Annotated in this window: 22 protein-coding genes; 13 read left to right on the top strand and 9 right to left on the bottom strand. The window is 70.1% G+C overall.

The window, feature by feature from the left end:
* Nucleotides 1–23 precede the first annotated feature (23 nt).
* The 5 genes from ABD893_RS00695 to ABD893_RS00675 all read left to right on the top strand — a co-directional run bounded on the left by ABD893_RS00695 (nucleotide 24) and on the right by ABD893_RS00675 (nucleotide 6548).
* Nucleotides 24–1529, top strand: coding sequence for a pectate lyase family protein (locus tag ABD893_RS00695; RefSeq protein ID WP_345075557.1), 1506 nt, complete (start codon nucleotides 24–26; stop codon nucleotides 1527–1529).
* 42 nt (nucleotides 1530–1571) lie between these two features.
* Nucleotides 1572–2990 carry a pectate lyase family protein gene (locus tag ABD893_RS00690; protein WP_345075556.1) on the top strand — a complete coding sequence of 473 codons (1419 nt, stop codon included), beginning with the start codon at nucleotides 1572–1574 and terminating at the stop codon, nucleotides 2988–2990.
* Nucleotides 2987–3937: a dienelactone hydrolase family protein gene (locus ABD893_RS00685; RefSeq protein WP_345075555.1), complete on the top strand. Its 951-nt coding sequence runs from the start codon at nucleotides 2987–2989 to the stop codon at nucleotides 3935–3937. Before ABD893_RS00690 ends, ABD893_RS00685 begins: the two co-directional genes overlap by 4 nt.
* 322 nt (nucleotides 3938–4259) lie before the next feature.
* Complete coding sequence (locus ABD893_RS00680; RefSeq protein WP_345075554.1) at nucleotides 4260–5945, top strand: ribonuclease J; 1686 nt, start codon at nucleotides 4260–4262, stop codon at nucleotides 5943–5945.
* Between the two features lie 93 nt (nucleotides 5946–6038).
* Nucleotides 6039–6548 carry a hypothetical protein gene (locus ABD893_RS00675; RefSeq protein ID WP_345075553.1) on the top strand — a complete coding sequence of 170 codons (510 nt, stop codon included), beginning with the start codon at nucleotides 6039–6041 and terminating at the stop codon, nucleotides 6546–6548.
* Here ABD893_RS00675 and ABD893_RS00670 read toward each other — a convergent pair.
* Nucleotides 6545–7039: a thioredoxin domain-containing protein gene (locus tag ABD893_RS00670; RefSeq protein ID WP_345075552.1), complete on the bottom strand. Its 495-nt coding sequence runs from the start codon at nucleotides 7037–7039 to the stop codon at nucleotides 6545–6547. The two genes, ABD893_RS00675 and ABD893_RS00670, sit on opposite strands and share 4 nt — an antisense overlap.
* Nucleotides 7040–7043: 4 nt before the next feature.
* Complete coding sequence (locus ABD893_RS00665; protein ID WP_345075551.1) at nucleotides 7044–7931, bottom strand: helix-turn-helix domain-containing protein; 888 nt, start codon at nucleotides 7929–7931, stop codon at nucleotides 7044–7046.
* Nucleotides 7932–7986: 55 nt separating this feature from the next.
* Here ABD893_RS00665 and ABD893_RS00660 point away from each other — a divergent pair, with 55 nt between their 5' ends.
* Nucleotides 7987–8859, top strand: a complete 873-nt coding sequence (locus tag ABD893_RS00660; protein WP_345075550.1) for a phytanoyl-CoA dioxygenase family protein — start codon at nucleotides 7987–7989, stop codon at nucleotides 8857–8859.
* Between the two features lie 29 nt (nucleotides 8860–8888).
* Here the strand turns inward: ABD893_RS00660 and ABD893_RS00655 are convergent, their stop codons facing one another.
* Nucleotides 8889–10433: an HNH endonuclease signature motif containing protein gene (locus ABD893_RS00655; RefSeq protein WP_345075549.1), complete on the bottom strand. Its 1545-nt coding sequence runs from the start codon at nucleotides 10431–10433 to the stop codon at nucleotides 8889–8891.
* Between the two features lie 263 nt (nucleotides 10434–10696).
* On the opposite strand from ABD893_RS00655, the gene ABD893_RS00650 reads away from it, so the two are divergent.
* Complete coding sequence (locus ABD893_RS00650; protein ID WP_345075548.1) at nucleotides 10697–11188, top strand: hypothetical protein; 492 nt, start codon at nucleotides 10697–10699, stop codon at nucleotides 11186–11188.
* A gap of 24 nt (nucleotides 11189–11212) precedes the next feature.
* Here ABD893_RS00650 and ABD893_RS00645 read toward each other — a convergent pair whose 3' ends face one another.
* Together ABD893_RS00645 and ABD893_RS00640 are read right to left on the bottom strand one after the other, a co-directional pair.
* On the bottom strand, nucleotides 11213–12748 hold the full coding sequence (locus tag ABD893_RS00645; RefSeq protein WP_345075547.1) for a hypothetical protein: 1536 nt from the start codon (nucleotides 12746–12748) through the stop codon (nucleotides 11213–11215).
* Nucleotides 12749–12858: 110 nt separating this feature from the next.
* Nucleotides 12859–15135, bottom strand: coding sequence for a glycosyl hydrolase family 95 catalytic domain-containing protein (locus ABD893_RS00640; protein ID WP_345075546.1), 2277 nt, complete (start codon nucleotides 15133–15135; stop codon nucleotides 12859–12861).
* Nucleotides 15136–15435: 300 nt separating this feature from the next.
* Here ABD893_RS00640 and ABD893_RS00635 point away from each other — a divergent pair, with 300 nt between their 5' ends.
* The 5 genes from ABD893_RS00635 (at nucleotide 15436) to ABD893_RS00615 (ending at nucleotide 19968) form a co-directional block, all read left to right on the top strand.
* Complete coding sequence (locus tag ABD893_RS00635; protein ID WP_345075545.1) at nucleotides 15436–16599, top strand: Gfo/Idh/MocA family protein; 1164 nt, start codon at nucleotides 15436–15438, stop codon at nucleotides 16597–16599.
* Nucleotides 16600–16604: 5 nt separating this feature from the next.
* Nucleotides 16605–17873 carry a DUF993 family protein gene (locus ABD893_RS00630; protein ID WP_345075544.1) on the top strand — a complete coding sequence of 423 codons (1269 nt, stop codon included), beginning with the start codon at nucleotides 16605–16607 and terminating at the stop codon, nucleotides 17871–17873.
* Nucleotides 17870–18751, top strand: coding sequence for a sugar phosphate isomerase/epimerase family protein (locus ABD893_RS00625; protein ID WP_345075543.1), 882 nt, complete (start codon nucleotides 17870–17872; stop codon nucleotides 18749–18751). The genes ABD893_RS00630 and ABD893_RS00625 overlap by 4 nt, the downstream gene beginning before the upstream one ends.
* A 105-nt stretch (nucleotides 18752–18856) precedes the next feature.
* Nucleotides 18857–19183, top strand: a complete 327-nt coding sequence (locus ABD893_RS00620) for a hypothetical protein (RefSeq protein ID WP_345075542.1) — start codon at nucleotides 18857–18859, stop codon at nucleotides 19181–19183.
* The gene (locus ABD893_RS00615) at nucleotides 19180–19968 is read left to right on the top strand and encodes a hypothetical protein (protein ID WP_345075541.1); all 789 of its coding nucleotides are present in this window, start codon (nucleotides 19180–19182) and stop codon (nucleotides 19966–19968) included. The genes ABD893_RS00620 and ABD893_RS00615 overlap by 4 nt, the downstream gene beginning before the upstream one ends.
* An 80-nt stretch (nucleotides 19969–20048) precedes the next feature.
* Here the strand turns inward: ABD893_RS00615 and ABD893_RS00610 are convergent, their stop codons facing one another.
* From ABD893_RS00610 to ABD893_RS00600, 3 genes are all read right to left on the bottom strand, one after another.
* A complete protein-coding gene (locus ABD893_RS00610; RefSeq protein ID WP_345075540.1) occupies nucleotides 20049–21113 on the bottom strand; it encodes a LacI family DNA-binding transcriptional regulator in 1065 nt (354 codons plus the stop codon).
* Between the two features lie 143 nt (nucleotides 21114–21256).
* Complete coding sequence (locus ABD893_RS00605; RefSeq protein WP_345075539.1) at nucleotides 21257–22249, bottom strand: hydroxyacid dehydrogenase; 993 nt, start codon at nucleotides 22247–22249, stop codon at nucleotides 21257–21259.
* Complete coding sequence (locus ABD893_RS00600; protein WP_345075538.1) at nucleotides 22246–23040, bottom strand: sugar phosphate isomerase/epimerase family protein; 795 nt, start codon at nucleotides 23038–23040, stop codon at nucleotides 22246–22248. The genes ABD893_RS00605 and ABD893_RS00600 overlap by 4 nt, the downstream gene beginning before the upstream one ends.
* 276 nt (nucleotides 23041–23316) lie before the next feature.
* On the opposite strand from ABD893_RS00600, the gene ABD893_RS00595 reads away from it, so the two are divergent.
* Nucleotides 23317–23916, top strand: a complete 600-nt coding sequence (locus tag ABD893_RS00595; RefSeq protein WP_345075537.1) for a hypothetical protein — start codon at nucleotides 23317–23319, stop codon at nucleotides 23914–23916.
* 76 nt (nucleotides 23917–23992) lie between these two features.
* Here the strand turns inward: ABD893_RS00595 and ABD893_RS00590 are convergent, their stop codons facing one another.
* Entirely contained in the window at nucleotides 23993–24691 is a 699-nt protein-coding gene (locus ABD893_RS00590) for a CE1759 family FMN reductase (protein ID WP_345075536.1), read from the bottom strand.
* Nucleotides 24692–24700 lie beyond the last annotated feature (9 nt).

The following is a 24700-nucleotide window of genomic DNA, read 5'->3' as shown; positions in this document are numbered from 1 at the left end:
GACCCCGACGACACGAGGACTCCATGACCACGATCGCCCGACGTCACCTGCCGACCCTCGGCGCTGCAGCGGTCGGCGCCGCAGCAGCCATCGGCCTGCCGACCGCGGCCGCTGCACCGGGGAAGCAGCCGGTACCGCCTGGCGGGACCGGGATCGACCAGCTGCAGCGAATGCGAGTTCCCCGCGGACCCTCGACCGCGGACGGGCCCGTGTGGTCTCCGGCCGCGACCGGCTTCGCGGGCGTCCCGACCGAGCAGAATCCGGCCGGAGCCGTCGGCGGCCAGGGCGGCACCGTCCACGAGGTCACCACCGCAGACGAGCTCGCCGCCGCAGTGTCGACGGCGGGTCCGCGGATCGTGCTGGTGCACGGCAGCATCGAGATGCCCTTCGGGTCGATGCTCGACATCCCCTCCGAGACCAGCGTGCTCGGGGTCGGGCGCGGGGCCGAGATCGTCGGGGGAGGATTCCGACTGCTCGAGGTGTCGAACGTCGTGATCCGGAACCTCACCTTCCGGGACTCCTATGTCGCGGGGGACTGGGATGGCAAGAGCGACGACAACGACAACGACGGCATCCGTGTCGACACCTCGCAGCACGTCTGGATCGACCACTGCGAGTTCGTCCGGCTCGGGGACGGCCAGGTCGACGTGCGCAAGGACTCGACGAATGTGACGGTCTCCTGGTGCGTCTTCCGGGATCACAACAAGACCCTCGGGGTGGGCTGGACCGACAACGTGGTGACCACCTTGACCCTGCACCACAACTGGTTCTCCAACACCCACCAGCGCAACGGCAGCATCGACAACGTGGCCCTCTGCCACGTCTACAACTGCCTGCTGGACGGCGCGAGCTCATACGGCATGGCCTCACGGGGAGCCTCACAGCTGCTCATCGAGCACAGCGACTTCCGGTCCGTGCGCAATGCCATCGGCGCGAGCGATGCCGCCTCGCGGGTGGCGCAGAACGGAAACGTACGGGACAGCTCCTGGGGCTCGTGGGAGGACACCGGCATCGACGCGGATCCCGCCGATCACTACTCGTATGCGCTGGACCCGGTGGACGAGGTGGCTGGCCTGCTGGGTCGGCACGCCGGACCGCATGCACGTCGGCAGTCAGCCCCGCGGAGGCTCCACGTCGCGCAGGACGGCAGCGGTGACCTGCTGTCCATCCATGCTGCGGTGGGGGCGGCCGCACGGTCGCCGCACCCGGTCGAGATCATCATCCATCCCGGGACGTATCGCGAGGTGGTGACGGTATGGCCAGGGGTGGACGGGCTCGTGCTCCGTGGTGCGAGCGGTGATCCGGCGGATGTGGTCCTCACCTACGACAAGCCTGCCCAGGACTGGGCGACGTGCACCGTCCTCGCCTCGGACGTCTCCCTCCACGCGCTGACCCTGGAGAACACCTTCGACCGGACCACAGGCGATGACCGCCCGGCCTACCCGCTGCGGTCTCTCGACGACAGCCTCACGCTCGTGGACGTGCTCCTCGTCGACGGACCGCATGAGATCTCAGATCCACGGGCCTGACCGCCTCCTCGTCGACCGTCTCCTCACAGATCAAGGACGATCATGACCTCCCACACCACCCCCACACGCACCGCTCGGGCCTTCGCCCGCAGCGCCGCTGTCGCCGTGTCCGTCGCGGCGCTCATGGTGCCCGTTGCCGTGCTCGCCGCTCCGAAGGACGGCCAGGGCCCGCCGCAGGGGCATCCCCGCAGCCCCGCGATCACCCAGACCCAGGTCCTCCCCGAGGCTGACGGCTGGGCGAGCGCCGACGGCGGAACCACCGGAGGCGCCGACGCCACCGCCGAGCACATCTACGACGTCTCCGACCGGCCCGAGCTCATCGCCGCACTGGCCGCAGCCGGTGATGCCCCCGCCATCGTGCGCGTGCACGGCAACATCCCGATGAACGCCGACGACGACGGCGCACCCATCACCTGCGAGGAGATCGCCGAGGGCACCGGTTACGACCTCGACGCCTATCTCGAGGCCTACGACCCCGAGACCTGGGGCACGGACCGCGAGCCCGAGGGCGAACAGGAGGATGCCCGACGCATCGCCGCCCAGAAGCAGCGTGCGCTGATCCAGGTGGACGTTCCGGCGAACACCACCCTCATCGGCGCGACGGAGGGCGCCGGGCTCACCGGGGCGTCGCTCTCGATCCGCGGCGTGGACAACGTGATCGTGCGCAATCTGGTGCTCGCCGACACCTACGACTGCTTCCCGTCCTGGGATCCGACCGACGGGGCGCTGGGCAACTGGAACAGCGAGTACGACAGCGTGCGCATCGTCGACGGGTCCACGCACATCTGGATCGACCACAACGCATTCACCGACGAGCCCATGACCGATGACCAGCTGCCGGAGCACTTCGGCAGGACATTCCAGCGCCATGACGGGGCGCTGGACGTCACCAACGGCTCGGACCTGGTGACCGTCAGCTGGAACACCTTCCGTGATCACGACAAGCTCACCCTCGTCGGCTCGACGGACAAGCCCGATCGCGGCGACCCCGGCACGCTCCGGGTCACCTTCCATCACAACCTCTACGAGGGTGTGGGCCAGCGCGCACCGCGCGTGCGCTTCGGCCAGGTCGATGTGTACAACAACCACTACCTGATCCGCGAGCAGCAGACGGTGGGCTACGGGTACTCGATCGGAGTGGGCTTCGGGTCCCATCTGCTGGTCGAGGCGAACGCCTTCACCACCGGCGGAGTCGTCGAGGCAGGTCAGCTGCTGTCGGTGCTGAAGGGCACCGAGATCACCACTCGCGGGAACCTCGTGGATCATCGTTCTGTTGATCTTCGCGCGGCATACAACGAGGGCCGCCCCGAGTCCGAACAGCTGGCCGACGACGGCTCCTGGGAGCCGACTCAGCGTTCGTGCGTGGACAAGGTCCAGCACGTCGCGGGCGTGGTCGGCGCCTGGGCAGGGCCGCAGTTCGGTCCCGCCCCGGGACGTATCGGAGCAGACTGCCTCGCATGATCACTCTCGGAACCCCGCTCCCGCCGGCCGACCCGTCGGCGGGGCGGGAGCGGCTGATCTCTCTGCTGGGCCTCGCCACCACCGGGGGTGACGGCGCAGCGCACCTCGAGGCGATCCCGTCGGCCCCGGCCACCGGAGCCCCCGAGGAGGTGCGGGTGCGCACCGCCGAGGGAGACTCGATCCCCGCCTTCCTCCTGCGCCCCGCCCCGGAGCTCGCCACCGGGGCCGGCGTGGTGCTGGTCGCCGGCCACGGCCGCGGGATCGATGACCTGGTGCGCACCGAACCGACGGACGAGTATCACGAGGGCCTCGCCCACAAGCTGGTGCGGGCCGGGCTGACGGTGCTGTGCCCGGAAATGATCAGCTTCGGCCGGCGACGCTTCCCTCGCCCCGAGGGTGCCGAGCCTTACGAGCTGGCGGAGAACTCCTGTGGCATCGACGCCGCGCGCCTGCTCCTGCATGGACGCCCCGTGATGGGCCACCGGGTGGCCGACGCGCGCGCCGCCGTAGAGGCTCTGCGGCAGCTGCCCGGCGTGGATCCGACGCGAGTGGGCGTCGCCGGCGGCTCCGGGGGAGGAGCGGTCGCTCTGCTGCTCGCGGCTTCCGACCCGTCGATCACGGCGGCCCTGGTCGCGACGTACTTCTGCAGTTTCGAGGCGAGTCTCTGCTCGATCCGGCACTGTCCCTGCAACATCATCCCGGGGCTCCTGCCCGAGTTCGAGATGGCGGACATCGCCGCCCTCATCGCGCCGCGTCCGCTGATCCTCGAGGCGGGGGAGCAGGACCACATCTTCCCGATCGCGGCGACCCGGGAGTCCTTCGCGCGCCTCGCACCGGCATGGGAGGCACACGGTGCGGTCCCGCCCGAGCTCGTGGTCACGGGCGGAGGTCACGGCTTCCGCGCCGAACGCTCCCTCGACGTCCTGGTCCGGGCGCTCGCCGGCTGAGCCTCGCCAGCTGAGTCCCAGCCAGCGGAGTCCCACTGGCCGAGTCTCACCAGGTGAGCGAGGCGGTGGCGCGACACCGGGGCACCCCACGAGCATCCCCTCTGAGCTGTCGCTTCGCGGGGGAACCGGCGACAGCTCAGAGGGGATACCGGCGAGCAGACCGTGCGGATCCGACATTCTGAACGTGGTCAATTCGGCATGGATGCGGAAATGAGCCGATCCTGACGTACGTTTAAGGGGTGGACGTTTGCTGCGACCTCTGTGACGCGCGCGCCACCAATGACTTAAGACCCTGACCCTTCGACGATGGAGAGAATTCCCCATGCCCACCCCCCGCCGTAAACTCACTGCTCCCCCGCGCCTTCCCCGCAATGGTCTGCGCATCACCGCGCTCGGCGGCCTCGGCGAGGTCGGCCGCAACATGACGGTGTTCGAGCACGCAGGCAAGCTTCTGATCGTCGACTGCGGCGTGCTCTTCCCCGAGGAGCACCAGCCCGGCATCGACGTGATCCTGCCGGACTTCACCTCGATCCGCGACCGGCTCGACGACATCGAGGCGATCGTGCTCACGCACGGCCACGAGGACCACATCGGCGGCGTGCCGTACCTGCTCAAGGAGCGGGGCGACATCCCCCTGATCGGCTCCGAGCTGACCCTGGCCTTCATCACCGCGAAGCTCAAGGAGCATCGCATCACCCCCAAGACCCTCCAGGTCGAAGCGGGGCAGAAGCACAAGGCCGGTTCGTTCGACCTCGAGTTCGTCGCGGTCAACCACTCGATCCCCGACGCCCTCGCCATCATGATCCGCACCAAGGCCGGCTCCGTGCTGCACACCGGTGACTTCAAGATGGACCAGTTCCCGCTGGACGGCCGCATCACCGACCTGCGCGCCTTCTCGCGCCTGGGCGAGGAGGGTGTGGATCTCTTCCTCACCGACTCCACCAACGCCGAGGTCCCCGGCTTCACGATGTCCGAGCGCGACCTGAACCCGGCCATCGACCAGGTGTTCACCACCTCGCCGCGCCGGATCATCGTCTCGAGCTTCGCAAGCCACGTGCACCGCATCCAGCAGGTGCTCAACGCCGCCCATGCCAACGGCCGCAAGGTCGCCTTCGTCGGCCGTTCGATGGTGCGCAACATGGGGATCGCTCGCGATCTCGGCTACCTGACCATCCCCAAGGGACTGGTCGTCGACTTCCGCAAGATCCAGTCGATGCCCGATCACAAGGTCACGCTGATCTGCACCGGCTCGCAGGGTGAGCCGATGGCGGCGCTGGCCCGCATGGCCAACGGCGACCACCAGATCCAGGTGGGCGAGGGCGACACGGTGCTGATGGCCAGCTCGCTGATCCCCGGCAACGAGAACGCGATCTACGGGATCATCAACAAGCTCACCGATCTCGGCGCGAACATCGTCCACAAGGGCAACGCGAAGGTGCATGTCTCCGGTCACGCGAGCGCCGGCGAGCTCGTGTACTGCTACAACATCGTGCGTCCGAAGAACGTGATGCCGGTGCATGGCGAGTCCAAGCACATGCACGCCAACGCCGAGCTGGCCCGCCGCACCGGCGTGCCGGAGGATCACATCGTCATCGCGCAGGACGGCTACACCGTCGACCTGATCGACGGCCACGCGAAGATCTCCGGCAAGGTCGAGGCCGGACTGGTCTACGTCGACGGCCAGACCATCGGCACCGCCACCGAGGACACCCTCGCCGAGCGCCGCATGCTCAGCGGCGGCGGCGTGGTCACCGTGGTGGCCCTCATCGACCCCGACACGTACCAGCCGGTCGAGCCGGTCGAGTTCATGACCAAGGGCTTCGTGCACGACAAGCGCACCTTCGATGGTGCGTCGACCCAGGTCAACAAGGCGCTGGCCCGCGCCAAGCAGGACAAGATCGAGGACATCGGCGCGATCGAGAACATCATCGTCGACACCGTCAGCGGCTACCTGCGCCGCACCTACCGCCGCGAGCCCGCCGTCATGGCCGTGGTGGTCGACGCCTGATCGACAGCTCGTTCCCGAAGGCCCCTCCGGCCCCGCCTCGTGGCGGGAGCCGGAGGGGCCTTCGCCGTTCCTGTCATCAGTGATACTGAGTCCATGACGGACTCAGCACTGCAGCTCCTGTTGGGCGGCCTCTCCCGAGCGGAGCTGCGGGAGCGGCTGGCGGCAGCGGGGGTCCAGCTCAACGTCCATGCGGAGACATTGCTCGACCACCCCTGCTTCGACGAGCGTGCACCGGAGACCGTCATGGTCACTCAGCGCCGCGTCGCCGACCTGGGCCTTCCCGAGGAAGGCACCCTGCCCGAGGTGATCGCTGCGTCGCTGCGGCAGGGCCTCGCACTCTGCCCGGCGACCACGGGCCCGTACCTGAGGCTCGCGATGGCCTCCCAGTCCCAGGCGCCGGATTCCCTGCTTTCCGCGGGACGCATCCCCACCGGGGCGCTGCATGTGGTCTCCGAACCGCTGAGCGCGGATCATGAGTTCCCCAAGGGCTTCTACCTGCGGGTGGTCGAGGGAGTGTCCTGGCTGCGCGGGTTTCGCTGCGACGACGACTACGTCTGGCCGCCGGAGAGCGTGATCGCGCTGCGTGCGGCCGACGGAGACTAAGTGGCCGACGGGGACTGAGCAGCCGGCGCCCGCTGGACGCGTCCGGCCGCGGGGCCAGCTGACGTGAGGCGCTCGCGCAGCTCGGCGGCGGTGGGGTTCCGCAGGATCTGATCACCGAGCAGCACCGTCGGCGTGAGCTCGTTGCCGTGGTTGACGGCACGCACCTGAGCGTTCGCTTCCTCGTCCTGCCATACGTTCACCCAGGTCACGCGGGAGTCTGAGCGGAGCTGGAGCAGCAGTCGCTCGCAATAGAGGCAGCCCGGCTTCCACAGCACTACGGCGTGGTCGGGCGCGATCTGCGCTGTGGCACGCTCCCAGGGAGTGTGCCGGCCGCGTCTCCGAGCCCACCAGCTGTAGACGTGCAGCACGAGCACGGCGAGGACGCCGAATGCGACGCCCGAGAGCAGTTCACCGTCCTGCGCGACCAGCACGGCGATCACGAGGATCGCAAGGGTCATGAGCAGGAGGGTCCAGCGCTGTCGACGAGTCATGCTCTCACCCTACGACCTGCACTCGACCGCGCTGGAGCGCCCGATGGGCCGAGGGGCTCACCCCGTGCTGAGCCCGAAATCGGCGCGAGAAGTACAGCGCGTCGCGGAATCCGACCCGGCGGGCCACGGCCGCGACGGGATCGTCGGTCAGCTCGAGCAGGCGGGCGGCGAGCTCCATCCGCTGCGCCTCGACGTAGCGCGTGAGCGGCGTGCCCAGCTGCGCGGAGAACAGGTGAGCCAGGCGGGAGGGGGAGAGGTGGGCGACATCCGCGAGGCTCGCCACGTCCAGCTGCTCGGCGAGATGGGCATCGATGTGCTCGAGGACCCGCAGCACGCGTTCGTCGAGCTGGCGCCGACGAGGATTCTGGGTGTCGTACCAGAGCAGCGCCGCCTCGATCCCGTTCAGTGCGAACAGCTCCGGGCGGCCGACGGCGAGGCGTGCCGCGCGTGCCGCTCCGCGCAGGTGCTGGCGCACCCGCTGATCCACCTCGGTGCCGAGTCTGATGCGGCCGATCCCGGGGGCCGCGTCGGGCCAGTCCAGCAGGGCCAGCCAGGTCGCCGGCGGGTGCACGTGGCAGAACAGCAGGCTCCAGTGCCCGGCGACTGGATCGGTCCCGTAGTCGTGCACGGTGCCCGGGCGCAGCAGCACCCCCTCGCCGGGGGCGGTCGCGAGGCGTGAGCCATCGGCCGCGAGCACCAGCCCGCCTCCGCCGACAGTGTGCAGCAGCAACCAGTCCTCGCTGCCGCGGGAGCGTCGCACGCGATAGCGGGCGTCCTGGGTGAGCTCCCCGGCCTGCACCCGTTCGATCTGCGGTGGAGGGAGCTCGAGGGCGGGTATGAGGGAGAAGCCACCCGGAGCCGGCAGCTCGGAGGGTGCAGCAGGATCGTCCATGTCCTCACCCTCCGATCACCTGGTCCGCGTCAGTGTGTGGACCCAGACTGACATCATGACGACCACATCGGAAACCCCCGTCGAACGTTCCTCCCCTGCAGAGGTCACCGGACTGCAGATCTTCGATGCGGAGGGCCTGGATCCGCGCCAGCTGGCTGATGACTACGACCGCAATGGTGCGGTGCATCTGCGCGGTGTGCTGAGCGCCGAGGAGATCAGCGAGCTGCGCGACAGCTTCACCACCCATATCGAGACCGACGGCAGCGGTGGGTCCTTCGGCGAGATCCCGGAAGGGGACCCGCTGCGAGCCTATCCGCGGATGATCCAGCCGCATCGTGCAGACCATGAGCCGGGACAGGTCGCCCGGCGCTGGCTGCTCGAGCAGCGGGTGATGGGCCGGGTGATCGAGACCGTGGGCCCGGTGTGGGCGGCGCAGTCGATGTTCTACTTCAAGCCCGCCGGTGCCCGTGGCCAGGCCATGCACCAGGACAACTACTTCCTGCAGTCCCACCCCGAGACCTGTATCGCGGCCTGGATCGCGGTCGATGACTGCGACGCCGAGAACGGAGCGCTCGGCGTGGTGCCCGGTACCCACCGCTACGAGATCGAATGCCCCGAAGAAGCCGACGCGACGGAATCGTTCACCACCATCACGGTGAGCATCCCCCCGCATCTGCGGGTCGAGCAGACGGAGATGAAGGCCGGGGGCATGCTCATCTTCCACGGCAGTCTGGTCCACGGTTCGAAGCCCAACACGAGTACCGACCGGTTCCGGCGCTCGCTGATCTTCCACTACATCCCCGAGGGCAGTCGCGAGGTGGCCGCTTCCTACCAGCCGCTGCTCGACGCCGACGGAGAGGAAGTGCGGATCGACGCCTCCGAGTACGGCGGGCAGTGCGGCGAGGGCTGGGTGGCGAGCAACCACTGACTCCGGGTCGGGAGGGGTCGACCTCCGGGTCAGTAGGGTGGCTCGGGCTCGGGCTCGGGCTCTGCTACCGGCGCCGCGCCCGGGTTCGGCAGCGGTGCCGGATCGCTGTCCTGGAGGAGTCCACGATGGCGTGCATCCTCCCAGGCGAGCATCTCCTGATAGACGTCCCAGGAGTGCTGAAGGGCTTTCGCAAGCACGGGCGTGAGCAGATCGTGGTTCTGCTCGGCATGAATGCGGGTATGCCCATCGATGATCCAGGTGGTGCTTCCGTCTGGTTCACGCACAGGGTCGATGCGACCTCGAGTTTTCAGATCATGGTGGTGCCAACACAATCGATGAAGATTGTCGATCTCGGTCTGTCCACCATTCTCGGGATTCTTGTGATCGTACTCTTCGATATGGTCCGCTTCCCCCACGGTGCAAACATTTCTGGTGCATCCGGGGACGGCGCATACGGGATCGAGAAGGCGCAGATGCTCTTGCATCGCGGGGGTCGGTGAGTATCGCGAGGGCGGCAGGGGGAGGAAGGCGCCTGTGGCGGGCTCGGCGAGTATTCGGTACCAGGTGTCTTCGCCCGCTGCGAGGTGACGTGCCATCGCCGCGGGCAGCGGAATCGTCCCGTCGATCATCCCCGGTGCTTCAGATTCGCCAAGCAGGGTCATCACGGGGACGACGACGTTCAGCCGGAGCCGGCTCCCGGGGACTTCGATCCCTCCGGTGTCGAGCATGCTGCGGGTGAGGATCGCGTACCGCAGCGCCGCGAGGGTCAGGTGGTGGCCGTTGCGGGCGGCGTCGCCGTCGATGTCGAAGGGGACGGGACGGCCGTCCTCAAGTGCGTGGCGCTGCTCGTTCTGGACGGCACGCGCGGCGGCGTCGAGACGATGGGAGAGGGCGAGGATCTCGTGAACCGGCCCGGTGATCCCGAGGTAGGCGGTGCCGTCATTCTCGGGGTTCCCTGCAAGGGCGACGTTACGCTGCTCCGCGGGGGTGGCCTGCACTGCAGCGGATCCGAACCAGGTGATCAGCTTCCCGAGCTCCCTCGAGAACCGATCGGCACGGATGTTCTCGAGGTCCCACTCCGACACTCGCTCATCGACCTGCCAGCACTGGTCGGAGGTGAGATGACGAATGCGGCGCAGCAGCTGCTCGAACCAGGAGACCGGAAGGTGCCCGGCGGCGAGACGCGCGAAGGTGCGGGGGAGGGAGGTGACGGCGGTGCAGGCGTCCCGAAGTAGTGACCGGGCCTGATCCAGCGTGACCCGACGTGCGTCGGCGACGAGGACCGCGTAGACATCTCCATCGCCATCCGAGTCAACAGTGTCGTCCCAGAGCATTGCGAGCTTCCGCAGCCGTTCTGCGTACGCCCGGGCTTCGTCGTGATGGGTCGAGAAGAGCTCCTGCGCCGCATGGACCTCGAAAGAGCCTGGCTCGCACCAAGCGCGCGCGGCGAAGTCCTCCGGGTCCAGCGGCTTGCGGGCGCGGACCGTCGGGCGGGGAGGTTCTGCGCCGGTGGCGATATCAGTACCGATGGCAGTCTTGCGGGACGGCCGTATGTCCATGCTCGAAGACATCATGCCACCCCCTCTTCCTTGATTCTCTGCATTCCACGTCGGTGCATCCGAAGCTCGTTCTCTTCGTATGATTTTACGTCGCACTGCCCCGCTTCGCCAGGGCTAGGGCTTTATTGGTGGAAATTGTGGATAACCCTCGGGTGTGGAGGAAAGGTCAGTCCGGGAAATGGGTGATGGGAGGACGAGGAATGTGGATGAACCCGTTATGGGGAGGAGCGAGCCGGGATGTCCGCAGTCACCATGGTCGGCGCGAGACAATGGTGGGCATGACCCACCACGTCGACTCCCGTCCCGCCACCGGGACGCGCCTCCGGGATGATCTGCCCTTCCGCGCCGTCGCTGGCGCCTGGGTGATCGCCGGAGGGCTGGTCGCGGCGGTGACGAGCCCGCTCGGGCTCGGACACGGATCCTGGGCTGCCGCGTTCCTGGTGCTCGTCGGCGGCGTGCTGCAGGCAGGTCTCGGGATCGCCCAGCACGCCCTCGCCCCGCAGCGCCCCTGGCCCGGGATCCTCCGTGCCGAGCTGCTGACCTGGAACCTGGGATGCCTGGCGGTGGTCGCCGGGACGGTGCTCTCCTCGCCATGGATCGTCGACGGCGGCGGGCTGCTGCTGATGGTGACGATGGGACTGATGATCCGCGCCGTCGGCCGCGGAGCGAAGGGCCCGGCCTGGGCGCTGTGGACCTACCGGGCAGTGCTCCTGCTGACCGTGGTGAGCATTCCGATCGGGCTGCTCCTCGCCCACCTGCGCGCCGGCTGAGCGCGAGAGCTCACCGCGCCGAGCTCACTGGTAGGAGACGAACCAGGGCCGGGGCTCGACCTCGTAGGTCTCCTGTGGCGTGAACATCGGGGTGTCCTCGTCGTAGAAGTTCTTCCATGCCATGAAGATCCCCTCCGGCAGGTCCCGCTGCAGTGCGCGGTAGGTGCCGAGCTTGTCACCGGGGACGCCGTGCCCGTCGGCGTGCAGGGTGATCGCCAGCTCAGGGTGGGAGGTGTCGATGTCCTGCCGGTCGCTGATCATCGAGTGGGTGAACTGGTGCAGGATCAGCAGCTTCTGCGGCAGGCTGTGCTCGGTGGTGAGGGCGGCCAGCCAGGAGGCGACATCGTTGACCTCCGCCGCGGAGACCGACCCGATCTGCGCCAGATGTTTCTGGCCGGGCTCGAGCCGCCATTCCGCGTCCAGCGCGAGGCCCACATGGGGCGCGAGCAGCAGGTCCTCGTACAGCCTCGCCTGGGTGAGGAAGTCCGTGGTGCCGGGCTGCAGGTCCAGCACCACATAGACCCCGGCCTCGCCTGCCGCGTCGACCCATTCACGCAGCAGCTCGGGGTCGCGCTCGGTGGAGTAGTTCCCGTCCCCGCCCGGCTCGGAGGAGGCCATGGTGGTGATGATCTCGAAGGCCGGGAGCACCGGCTCCTCGGCCAGGCCCGCGTACTCCGCGGCGAGCTCCTGGACCCGGGTGATCGACTCCTGCAGGCTCTGCTCGCCGAGGATCCCGAGGGAGGGGACACCGGGGGAGCCATAGGCGGCGACCATCCGACGGCCCGGGAAGGCCTGGTGCCCGCCGCCGGGCAGCTGCGGGGTGCGGAGCGTGCGGTCGAGCGCGGCCGGCCAGTCGTCGGCCGCCCCGGCGCCCGCTCCGAAGTTCGCTGCGAAGCTCGCGCCGAGGGCGAGCACGCCGGTGGCCGGGTCATCGCCCGCCGCTTCCGTGACCGCAGCGATCGTCTCGCTGCTGCGGCCGAGCACCCCGCTGGGGATCTCGGCGATGCTGCCGCCGACGGCCTGGACGACGGCGGAGGCGAGGGTCCGGGTGGGAAGCGCCGCCTCTGCTTCTGCCTCGGGGTCCACCAGCAGAGTCACCGCGACTGCCTGCTCGTCCAGGTTCACCGCGGGCAGCTCGGGACCCTCCTGCGCAGAGTCGATCTCCACCACCTCCAGGTCGCCCACGAGATCGCCGAGCCCGCTGAGATCCGTGCCGGCCGCGGTCAGCACGGTGCCGGCGCCCAGCCGTGAGATCTCCTCGGCGACCGCCTGGTCGGTGCCGACCAGCAGCGGCAGGCCCGTCGCGGAGCTCACCGGAGCGAGCTGTTCAAGCGTCTCCGGCGTGGCGATCAGGACCCCATCGGCGGCGAGGAAGAGGGCCGCGCTGAGGGTGAGCGCGATCCAGGCGAGGTCCTCACCGGGCAGCACGGCCGAGGCGGGTGCGGAATCGACGACGTCGACCGTGAGCTGGTTCTTCTCCCCGCTGCAGGCACTGAGGGTGCCGGTCAGGGCGAGCGCCGTGAGACCGACGACCCCGACGAATCCACGGCGGCTCAGCACCGGTCCCTGCCCTCGGGACAACACACCCACGCCCACGGCGCCACGCACCTTTCTGCTGCTGCGAGCCCGCGGTCCTTGCGTCGCCGGAATCCGGGGCCGGCGTCATGCTCTCAGATTCCCGCTACCTCAGACGTCCGACCCGTCGCGCGCAGCGCCGCCGCGTTCAGCGTCACCGGCTCCGTCCCTGACAGCCGCACGCTCACCATCCGGTTCCCGCAGCGCACTTGGTGCGTGCCCAGCGCCCCCGGGCCCGTCGCCCGCAGCTCGAGCGAGGTGAGAGCGCCGTCGCTCCAGGCCATGTCCACCGCGACACCGGGACGGGCGATCAGCCCGCGCACGGACCCGTCGGCCATCATCGGCGGCAGCGCCGGCAGCAGCTCGATCTCCCCGCGGTGGCTCTGGAGCAGGCATTCGGCGAGGGCGGCGACGATGCCGAGGTTCCCGTCGATCTGGAACGGCGGATGGGCGGAGAACAGGTTCGGGTAGAGCCCGCTGCGCTCACCATCCGCGGTCTCGGCGGGGCGCAGATACAGCTCGAGCAGGGCCTGCACCCGGTCGCCGCGGTGCAGGCGCGCCCAGAGGCACGCCTTCCACACCAGGGACCAGCCGGTGGCCTCGTCCCCGCGGGCTTCGAGGGAACGGGTCACGGCCTGCTCCAGCCGCGGCTCCACCGCGCCCTGGCCGGGGTAGAGGAAGCCCAGGTGGGAGACGTGCCGATGCTCCGGCTCCGCCTCGACCAGCCCGTCACGGTGCCACTCGAGCACCCGGCCGTCGGCCCCGATCCTCGGGCCCGGCACCAGGGCGAGCGCCGAGCGGGCGCGCTGGACCACCGGATCCTGTTCCTCGCCCAGCAGCGCCGCGGCCTCCAGCAGGTGCTCGGCGGTCTCGTGCAGCAGCCACCGGTCCATCCCGGTGCCCTCGCTGAGGCTGACCGGGGTGCCCTCCCCTGTGAGCCACAGGTTCTCCGGCGAGGTGGAGGGGAAGGTGGCCAGATGCCCGTCGGCGCTCTCATGCAGCAGGCAGAGCGCGAAGGCGACCGCCTCCCGCAGGGCGGGGAAGCGCTCGCGGGCGATCTCCACCGCGTCGCGCCCGCTGAAGCTCGCCAGAGAGTCCAGCTCCCGCTCGAGCCACAGCCCGCCCATCGGCCAGGTCGCCCAGGACGGTTCTCCCCGCACCGGCTCGGTGTACCCCCAGGGATCGGAGTTGTGGTGCACCGTCCAGCCGTCGGCCCCGTAGAGCCGGCGCGCGGTCTCCTGACCGGCGGTGCGCAGCATCGCCACGTACTGCTCGAGCGCCGCCGCGGCCTCCGGCACCTGGGCGACGCCAGCCGCCCAGTGGTTCATCTCGAGGTTGATGTTCACCGTGTAGTTCGAGGACCAGGGGGCCTCGAGACGCGCATTCCACAGCCCCTGCAGGTTCGCGGGCGGCAGCCCGGGACGCGAAGCGGAGGCCAGCAGGTGGCGCCCGTAGGCGAAGCTCGTCGCCAGCAGCTTCGCCTCGGAGGATCCGCGCAGCTCGAGCGCGACCTCGCCGGCGCCCGGCTGCGGGGTGTCCCGGTGGCGCCGGTGCAGTTCTTCCTCGCCGCGAGCGAGGGCGGCCTCCGCCTGCGCCGATGCCTCGTCGAGCACCTCCTGCACCTCCCGGTCCGGTGCCTTGCCGAGGCCCTGCCAGGTGGTGACCACCGCGCAGACCAGCAGGAGGCGCCCGTGCCGCACCTGCCAGCGCGCCACGACCGCCGCGCGGCTCGCGCCGTCGCTCTCCCAGGCGATCTCCTGCTCGCGCCGGAACTGCCCGGCGGGGATGTCCGACGGGGCGCGCAGCAGCACAGTGAGGCTGCCCTCGAGAGCCTCACGACGCTCCTCGAGCAGCGGGGAGGAGAACTCGAGGCTGGGGATGAGCCCGTCGGGGCAGGGCGCAGTGTGGACGAGGACCTCGTCGGCCCGGCTGACGAAGCTCAGCTGCTCCCCGGGATCGGCCAGCACCCGGTGCTCGGCATGCTCGAGGTCCAGGATCCGCTCGGCAGCCCTGCCGGTCTCGGGGAGGCCCTCGAGGCGCACGGACAGGTCGCCGACCGGCAGATATGCCTGTGACCAGGAGGCACCCAGGCGCTCGATCTCCTGCTGGGCCGCGGGGATGTCGCCGTTCTCGAACAGGGTGCGGGAGCGGGTCAGGGCGGCCCCGGCTTCGCGGCGACTGGTGCGGTGCGGAGCATCCGTCTGCGGCCCGCCGGACCACAGAGTGGACTCGTTGAGCGAGAACCGGGCAGCGCGCGGATCGCCCCAGATCATCGCGCCGAGTCGCCCATTGCCGAGGGGGAGGGCCTCGAGCCAGCGTTCGGCGGGACTGCGGCGGTGCAGGGCGAGGGTGGGGCTGCTGGCGGACGTCACGGGGGGCCTCTCGTCGGGCGTGGGATGAGCTGGGTCCGCTCGCTCGATGCGCCGTCATCGACCGCATCCCTCGGAGAGACCGCTGTGCCCATGTTCCTACGGGCAGTGGTGTGAGCGGGGCCACTCCTTGCCCGGTGTTGCCGATCAGGAGGCGTCGGGCGGAGGGCGGAGACGGGGTGTGGCACGCTCGGACGGCAAGGGCTTGCCCAGCTTTTCTCGACGTGATGTACTCTAGGAAAGGAAAGCGGTTACCGCTGGGCATGGACGCCCGCGGACTCACGGGACATAGGGAGTATCCACATGGCTACACGCAGGATCGGGATCATCGTCAACGGCGCCACCGGGCGGATGGGCTATCGCCAGCACCTGGTGCGCTCCCTGCTCGCCATCCAGGAGCAGGGCGGGGTGGAGCTCACGAACGGTGACCGCCTGCTGCCGGACCTGCTGCTGGTGGGCCGCAACGAGGAGAAGCTGCGCACCGTCGCCGAGCGCCACGGCCTGACGAAGTGGACCACCGACGTCGACGAGGCGCTCGCGAACCCCGACTACGAGGTCTACTTCGACGCGCTGGTGACGAACCTGCGGGTCGCGAACCTCAAGAAGGCCATCGCCGCCGGCAAGGCGATCTACACCGAGAAGCCCACGGCGGAGTCCTTCGAGGATGCGCTCGAGCTCGCGACGCTCGCGAAGCAGCACGGCACCGTCAACGGCGTCGTCCACGACAAGCTCTACCTGCCGGGTCTGCTCAAGCTGCGCCGACTGATCGACTCCGGCTTCTTCGGCGAGATCCTCTCGGTGCGTGGTGAGTTCGGCTACTGGGTCTACGAGGGGGACTGGCAGGACGCGCAGCGTCCCTCCTGGAACTACCGCTCCGAGGACGGCGGCGGCATCGTCGCGGACATGTTCCCGCACTGGAACTACGTCATCGAGGAGCTGTTCGGCCGCATCGAGGACGTCTACGCCCAGACCGCGACCCACATCGGTCAGCGCTGGGACGAACAGGGCCAGCAGTACACCGCCACCGCGGATGACTCCGCCTATGGCATCTTCCGCCTCGAGGGCGGCACCGTGGTGCAGATGAACTCCAGCTGGGACGTGCGCGTCCACCGCGACGAGCTGGTCGAGTTCCAGGTCGACGGCACCAAGGGCAGCGCCGTCGTGGGCCTGCACGGCGCTCGGATCCAGCCGCGTGAGGCGACCCCCAAGCCGGTCTGGAACCCCGACGTCAAGGATGGCCACGACTACCGGGGCGACTGGATCGAGGTGCCGGACAACGCCGGCCCGAACGGCTTCGACAACGGCTTCAAGGTCCAGTGGGAGGACTTCCTCCGTCACTATGTCGAGGGCCGCGAGTATCCCTTCGACTTCCTCTCGGGTGCGCGCGGCGTGCGCCTCGCGGAGGTGGGCCTGACCAGCTCCGCGGAGGGCCGCCGCATCGCGCTCGACCCGCTGACGGAGGTGTGAGCGCCGTGAGTGACCTGCAGCTGACCCTGCTGGATGAGGACGGCGCGCTGCGGACCATCCCGCTCGCCGACGCCCCCGCCTTCGCGCTCCCCGCCGCGCCGCTGCGCTCCCGCGTGGTCTATGCGGCGGTGCACGTGGTGCCGCAGGTGCACGGGGACAACACCCCCGGCGCCCCGGCGGATATCGACTGGGACGCGACCCTCGCCTTCCGCCGCACCATGTGGGCCCGCGGGCTCGGGGTGGCCGACGCGATGGACACCGCCCAGCGCAACATGGGCCTGGACCCGGTCGCGACCCGCGAGCTGATCACCCGCAGCGCGGAGGCGGCGCGAGAGGCGCTCGAGGATCCGGAGATCTCTGCCGTGTTCCCGGCGGGTGCGAGCGTGAGCGACCTGGTGGTCGCCGGGGTCAACACCGACCAGCGCAGCGAGCACGAGCTCAGCCTCGACGAGATCGTCGACGCGTATGTCGAGCAGCTCCGCGCCACCGAGGCGACCGGCGCCGGCGCGGTGCTGATGGCCAGCCGCCACCTCGCCCGCGCTGCGAGCACAGCAGCCGAGTACGAGGACGTCTACCGGCGGGTGCTCGATGCCGCGACCGCACCCGTGGTCCTGCACTGGCTGGGCACCGTCTTCGATCCGCAGCTCGCGGGCTACTTCGGCAGCGACGACCCCGCCGTCGGCGCCGACACGCTCCTGCGCATCATCGAGGCGGACCCCGCGAAGATCCGCGGCGTGAAGATGAGCCTGCTGGACGACGCCGCCGAGATCGCGGTGCGTGAACGGCTCCCCGAAGGCGTGCGCATGCTCACCGGGGACGACTTCCACTTCTCCCACCTCATCGTGGGTGATGGCACGTTCACCGCCGAGCCCGGGGGAGAGCAGGTGCTCGGGAAGTATTCCGACGCGCTGCTGGGAGCGTTCGCCGCGACCGCCCCTGCGGCCTCAGCCGCCGTGCAGGCGCTGGATGCGGGCGACCCGGCCGAGGCCTCCCGGATCCTGGACGCCTCGGAGGAGCTGGGCCGCCACATCTTCTCCGCCCCCACCCCCCACTACAAGACCGGAGTCGCGTTCCTGGCCTGGCTCAATGGCCACCAGCCGGCATTCGTGATGGTGGGCGGCATGCACTCCGCCCGCAGCCTCCCGCACCTCTCGCGCACCATCGAGCTCGCCGCCACCACCGGCAACCTCGAGCAGCCGGCGCTCGCCGCCGAGCGCTGGCACGGCATGCTGCGCCAGGCCGGATACGACCTTCCGAACGGAGAGCCCGCATGACCACCTCGCCCTCGCTGACCACCCCGTCCGCACGACTCGGTGCCGGCACACCGCGCCTGTCGCTGAACCGCTGGAGTCTCCGCACCACCCCGCTGCAGGAGTTCCTCGAGGCCACCACCGCTCGCGGCATCGACGCGGTGGGCCTGTGGCGGCAGGACATCGCCGAGGTGGGTCTGGACGCCCTGCGCCGACGGGTCGACGACGCCGGGCTGCGGGTGAGCAGCCTGTGCCGCGGCGGCTTCCTCACCGCCTCCGTCGAGGCCGACAGAGCGGAGGCCCTGGCGGACAACCGCCGTGCAATCGACGAGACCGCCGCCCTCGGCGCCCCCACCCTGGTGATGGTGGTCGGTGGGATCACGCAGGAGGACAAGGACCTCGCGGCGGCGCGTGCCCGGGTCACCGAGAGCATCGCGATGCTGGCTCCCTACGCGAAGTCTGCAGGGGTGACGCTCGCCCTCGAGCCGATGCACCCCATGTTCGCGGCCGACCGTGCCGTGCTCTCCACCCTGGGCCAGGCCCTCGATGTTGCCGAGGCCTCCGGCAGCGACGCCGTCGGCGTCATCGTCGACACCTATCACGTGTGGTGGGACCCGGCGCTCGAGCAGTCCATCGCGCGAGCCGGGGCCGGCGGACGCCTGCTGAGCTACCAGGTGTGCGACTGGAACCTCCCCCTGGCCGCGGATCCGCTGTTCTCCCGCGGCTATATGGGGGACGGCTTCATCGACTTCCCCTCGATCACCCGGATGGTCACGGCGGCCGGCTACACCGGCGACATCGAGGTCGAGATCTTCAACGAGGACGTCTGGGCCACCCCGGCCGACGAGTCCGCGAAGATCATCGCCGAGCGGTTCGAGCAGCTGGTGCTGCCGCACGCCTGAGGAGCAGACATGGACGGTGCACGACAGCCGAGCTCGCCGCTGCGCCAGGCCTAGGGTCTCGAGGCCGGTGCCGACGACGAATACGGCATCGGCCCCGAGTCCGCCGTGTGTGCTGCTCTGCCTCCGGAGCTCTCGCACGCCTTCGACGGTGCGAGGGAACGGATCGCCGTCCCCCGGCAGCCTGCAGAGCCGTTGCGCAGCGCGATGCTCGCCCCCGCGCTCGCCTCCGGCGCGGAGCCGCTGCCCTTCCCGCTGCTGAGCCAGTACGCGCGCTTCCGGCGGGACGGGGTGCGCACGGACTACGAGGAGGACGTGCGCCGCCTCGGCATCATGACCGGTTCGGTGCTCTCCGTCCTGCCGATCGCGCTCGTGTTCATGGTCGGTCAGAAGTACTTCGTCCAGGGCATCGCCACCTCCGGGCTCAAGGGATGAGCGCTGTGCAGCGCCGGGTCACGATCTCGAGGCAGGGGCCGTCGAAGCCCTCGGGAGAGGGCAGCAGCCATGCCGCGCAGACCTGGTCGACGATCGCTGCATTCCTCTTCGGTGCGCTGAGGCTGAATGCGATCCTGGTGGTCGGCGCCCTTCCGCTGGTGCTGCTGTGCGTGCTGGCGGCGGATCCGCTCTCATCGACGCCAGCGTTGATCGTCGCGCTCTACCTCGCGATGCCGATCATCGTGGCGGCGTTCTGTGCGTTCCGGGACGCTCCCGCCTTCGAGGTGGGGGAGAGGCTGCGCGCCGAGGGTGACGCCGTCGTGCCCTCCTGGTGGGATGGCTTCTCCGAGTACCAGCTCCTGCGGCCGGTGCTGCGCACCCTTCGTGCCACCGCCGTGACGACTCTGCGCGCGACCGCCCTGCCGATGGGCGCCGTGCTCGTGCTGATCGTGGACGCGCAGTGGGTGCTCGCGCAGAGCTGGGGACTGGTGGTCGCACCGGCGCTGTTCATCGCCGCTCTGCTCGGGCTGATGACGGCCCTCGGCGTCGCGGCACTGATCAGCGAAGGGGCCGATGCCCGGACCCTCGTGCTGGTCAGGACAGCCGCCTTTGCCATGCTGCGCAGCTTTCCGTTCACCCTGCTCAGCCTGCTGGTGCTGGGGATCGGCCTGCTGGGACTGATCTGGCAGCCCATCCTGTGCTGGGCGCTGGCGTCCTCACTGATCCTGTACGTGGTGTGGGCGAACACGCGATGGTCGATCAAGCCGGCGCTGCGTCCAGCCTGAGCGGCGCGGGATGGTGATGGCGTGAGCGACCCCGAAGGCTCCGGACGTCGGTCCGGGCCGTTCCGTCGTTCGCAGCGCCCCTAGCTGGCGCGGGTCAGCTCGGTGGACTCGCCCAGCAGCACGTCTCCGCGCACATGCACCTCGCGGGGGCGGTCGTCCTCCTCGGGCTCCTCGAGCCCCGGCTTTCCCTCGAGTGCCCATTCCACGGCCTGCCGTGCCATCTCGGCCAGCGGCAGCGCGATCGTGGTCAGGGTCGGGTTCGCGTCGGTCGCGCCGGGCACCCCGCCGAAGCCGGCGACCGCGACCTGCCCGGGCACGTCCACGCCGCGGCGGCGCAGCTCGCCGAGTGCGCCGAGGGCCATGACGTCCGCCGGAGCGAAGACGCACAGCGGTCCATCCGCAGGGCCGGGTGAGGAGAGCAGGTGGTCGTGGATCCGTTCGGCGAGCTTGTGGCCGCCATCGCGGGTGAGGTCCGCGGCGGTGCTCAGCTCCGGCTCGATCCCGGCCTCGGTGAGTGCGGCGACGAAGCCGCCGGTGCGGTCCCCGGCCGAGGGGATCCCGGCGATGCCCTCGACCACGGCGAAGCGTCGATGGCCTTCGACGACCAGGGCCGTGGCCAGTTCGTGGGAGGCTGCGGCGTTGTCCGTCACGATGGTGCGGCCCACTCCGAGGGACTGGCCGAGGCCCACCACCTTGCCGCCGTTGCGCTCGAAGCCCCGCAGCAGGTTGCCGATGGCGGCGTCGGATTCGGTGCCGTAGCGGTGCGAGCCGACCAGCACCAGCGCATCGACCTGCTGGGCGAGCAGGGAGCGCAGGGCTCGGGTCTCGGTGTCGATCTGGCGGTCGGTCTGGGTGAGCAGCACCTGGGACTGGGAGGCGAAGACCTGCTGCTGGACCTCGCGGGCGATGGTCGAGAAGTAGGGGTCGGCGATGTCGTGCACCACCAGGCCGATCAGGCCGGAGCGGGAGCGCGCGAGCGCCTGCGCCTGGGCGTTGGCGACGTAGCCGAGCTTCTCGGCGGAGGCCTTCACCTTCTCGGCGACGGCCTTCCCCGGCACGCGAGTGGAGCCGTTGAGCACACGGGAGGCGGTGGCCAGGGAGACCCCGGCGTCCTGGGCGACGTCGCTGAGGCGCACGGCGGGCATCGGGACTCCTTCTGCTGAGGGTCTGTGAGGGCCGGGAAACGCTGTCCCCGCATCGGGTCAGCATATCGAGGCCATGCGGCGCGCGATGGCGTACGGCGGAGGAGGGGGAGTGAGATTCCCCGTGCGGGCTATCAGCTGAGTCGTCAGGCGCTGACGTCCCGGCGGGAACCGTCGACGGGATAGCGCGGTGGCTCCCCGGCACCGAGGCGGCGGATCTCCTCGAGCGCCGCCTCACCCATACGGTGCAGCTCATTGCCCTGGGAGCCGGCGATATGCGGGGTGATCGAGGCCAGCGGGGCGTCCCAGAGCGGATCGTCGGCGGCGAGCTCGTCGTGCACATCGAGCACCGCGGCCAGGCGCCCGGAGACCACCTCGTCGCGCAGTGCGTCCAGGTCCACCAGGGCGGGCCGGGCGGTGTTGAGGAAGGTGGTGCCGTCCCGCATCAGCGCGAGCAGCTCACGGTTGACCATGCCGCGGGTGGAGGGGACGTCCGGCGCATGCAGGCTCACCACGTCGCTGCGGGCGTACAGCTCCTCCGGCTCCACCTTGGTGGCGCCGAGCGCCGTGATCGCCGCGGCGTCGACGAAGGGGTCGGTGAACAGCACCTCGAGGTCGAATTGCCGCAGATGCTCTGCCACCAGCACGCCGATACGGGAGGCGCCGATGAGGCCGACGGTGCCGCCATAGTTGCCGATCTCGGCGGAGGTGTGGGTCGCGGGGTGCGACGCGCGGTCGCGCCGATAGCGGTGCTCCTGGGCGAGGGAACGCTTCCCCGCCAGCAGGATCTGGGCGAGCGTGAACTCCGCGACCGGGACAGCGTTCACCTCCGTGGCCGAGGTGACCACGACGTCTTCGCGCTCCCAGACGGCGTCGGAGACGATGCCGCGCACCGTGCCGGCGGTGTGGAGGATCGCGCGGAGCCGAGGAAGGCGCGCCAGGGCGGCGGCATCGATCAGCGGGGAGCCCCAGCCGGTGATCAGCACCTCCACCTCCGCCAGCTCCGCCTCCGAGGCGTCGGCCCAGTGCGCGATCGTGCGTTCGGTGTCGACCTCGGCCAGCTCGCGCAGCCGTGCCAGCTGGGCGGCGTCGAACATGCGGTGCTGCAGACCCGCGGGCATCGCCAGCAGCGCCCTCATCGCGCGGCCTCCGCGCCGAAAGACGTCCCGGCAGCGATCAGGGAGCGCAGGGCATCCGCCTCCCGGCGCAGCAGCGCCGGATCATCCCCGGGGAGGAATTCCAGCAGCGCGTCACGGTCGGAGCCCTCCGCAGCGAGGATCGCGAAGGCGTCCCGCCACAGGGCGGCGCGCTCGGACAGTGCGAGGCGCTCATGCGTGGGCCACCACGAGAACACATGAATGGTGGAGGTGCGGGGGAGCACCTGGCGGAGCGTCTCGAGCGCCTCCGGCGCGTCCATCCCCTGGTGGGGCTGCCAGTACGAGAGGACGTTGATGCGATCGACCTCGTCGAGCAGGTGCAGGGTCGAGCCGATCTCGTCGGTCAACGTGCGGCCGTGGAATTCGAGGCCGACGTCGATGCCGTGCTCAGCCGTGCGGTCGGCGAACCGCTGGATTCGCCGGATGATCTGGACGCGGTCCTCAGCGGGGACGTCGGCGGAGCCGGTGCTCCCCGCCCAGACCCGGATCCGCGGCGCACCGAGCTCCTGGGCGGACATGAGCACCCCGTCGGCCGCAGTGCGAAACTCCTCGTCGGAGCCTTCGAAGCGCAGGTAGGAGCCGTAGGAGGCGACGGCGAGGCCCGCCTGCTCGGTGAGCTCCCTAGCGCGTCGCGCCGCGGCGGGATCGCCGGGTGGAACGTGCGCGTCCCCCGCCCACTCGATGCACTCGAGCTCGGCGGCGACGGCATGACCGATCACGGACTCGACGTCGAGGTCGCGGAAGGTGACGGAGCAGAGTCCGGGGCGGATCAATGGGCACTCCTGGGTGGACGAGAGGTGACGGAAAGCGATTGCCCCCGTCGAGAGTCTATCCGCTCGTCGGCTCGCGATAGGCGACTGCGAGCTGCGGCCCGGAACGACGTCGCGGCGCTGCGGATGCTCGCGGCTGCGGACCTCCTCGTGGTGCCCGCCGCCCGACCATGAGAGGCCTCTCATGACGGTCTGTCCGGGGTCTCATCGACGACCGCTGTACTACGGGGCATGACGGACGCCCGGCCGGGGGCGACGCAGCGAGCGAGGAGCGCACCGATGAGCAGGAAGACCCTCTGGACCGTGGTGGCGGGCACCAGCGCCGCCGTGCTGGCGCCGGGTGTCGCCTATGCACTGGTCGCCGGCGGTGCCCCGACGCCCATGGAGGGGCCCGGGATCGGGCACGCAGACGCCGAGGCTTCGGTCGGAGACTCCGCCGAGCAGGCAGTCGCCGACGGTGCGGAGCTGGCGATGGATCGAGCATCGATCGCTCGGGCGTCGGTCGAGTCGACCTCTCAGATGGTGTCCCCGCAGCAGGTCCCGGCAGTGGAGACGCTGAGCTCGGCCGGGTCGCCGCTGTCCCCGATCTCGGCGATGCCCGCCGTCACCGCGGTCTCTGCGCCATCCGCACCCACGGCGCAGTCTGCAGCGCCGGCGCCGCGGTCCACGACGCAGCAGGCTCCGTCGACCCCGAAGTCCTCGACGACCACGAAAACATCGACGAAGACGCCGACCACGACGCAGGCCGCGAAGAAGGCACCTGCGCCGACGAAGCAGACCGTGCACTCGGCACCGTCACCGGTCTCCGCCGATTCCCCGGCATCGCCGGTCTCCGCGCAGAGCGCCGATTCGCCGCAGTCGCCTGACTCCGCGGACTGAGCGTCGCCGTTCGTTCCGACCTAGGGACGTGAGGTCAGCAAGGCATCTGGATGCCGACGGTTGCGCCCGGGCCCATTCAGCCGCGGCCGAGCAGAGTGCCCATCGGGACGAAGTCGGAGAACTCCGCGTCCAGGGTCGAGGCCGGCGCCGCCGGAGTGCCGTCGGCCGCAGCCGTGGAGGTCTCCGCGCCGTCGGTCGAGGTGCCCATCCCGGCGCTGAGCATCGTGGCGAGCTCGCCCGCCGCCCGGCGCACCCTCACCGCGAGCGGCTGGACGTCGGCCTGACCCTCGGTGTCAGCGCCGAAGTCCGCGGAGGCCGCGAACACGACGGTCGGCACCACCTCGGCCTTCAGGTAACCGAGCATCGGACGGATCGCATAGTCGATCGCGAGGGAGTGACGCGCGGTGCCCGCGGTCGCGCCCAGCAGCACCGGCTTGTCCCTCCAGATCTCGATGTCGAGCGCGTCGAAGAACATCTTGAACAGGCCTGAGGGGCCGACGTTGAAGACCGGGGTGACGGCGATGACCGCGTCGGCCGCACGCACCGACTCCACCACCATCGACAGCCGCTCGTTCGGGAAGCGGGTGAGCAGGGCGTCGGTGATGTCGTGGGCGTACTCGCGCAGCTCCACCGTCGTCACCTCCACCTCCACCTCGGTGCCCTCGCCGCCGATCGCGGCGGCCGCGGCGCGCGAGAGCTGGTCGGCGAGCATGCGGGTCGAGCTGGGCGTGGAGAGCCCGGCGGAGAGGGCGACGAGACGGAGGGTGGTGGTCATGCGAGCTCC

Origin of the sequence: Brachybacterium paraconglomeratum, assembly GCF_039541415.1 — a bacterium.
Classification (GTDB): domain Bacteria; phylum Actinomycetota; class Actinomycetes; order Actinomycetales; family Dermabacteraceae; genus Brachybacterium; species Brachybacterium paraconglomeratum_A.
Note: the sequence above shows the minus strand (reverse complement) of the source record. Positions and strands in the feature narration are given on the sequence as shown.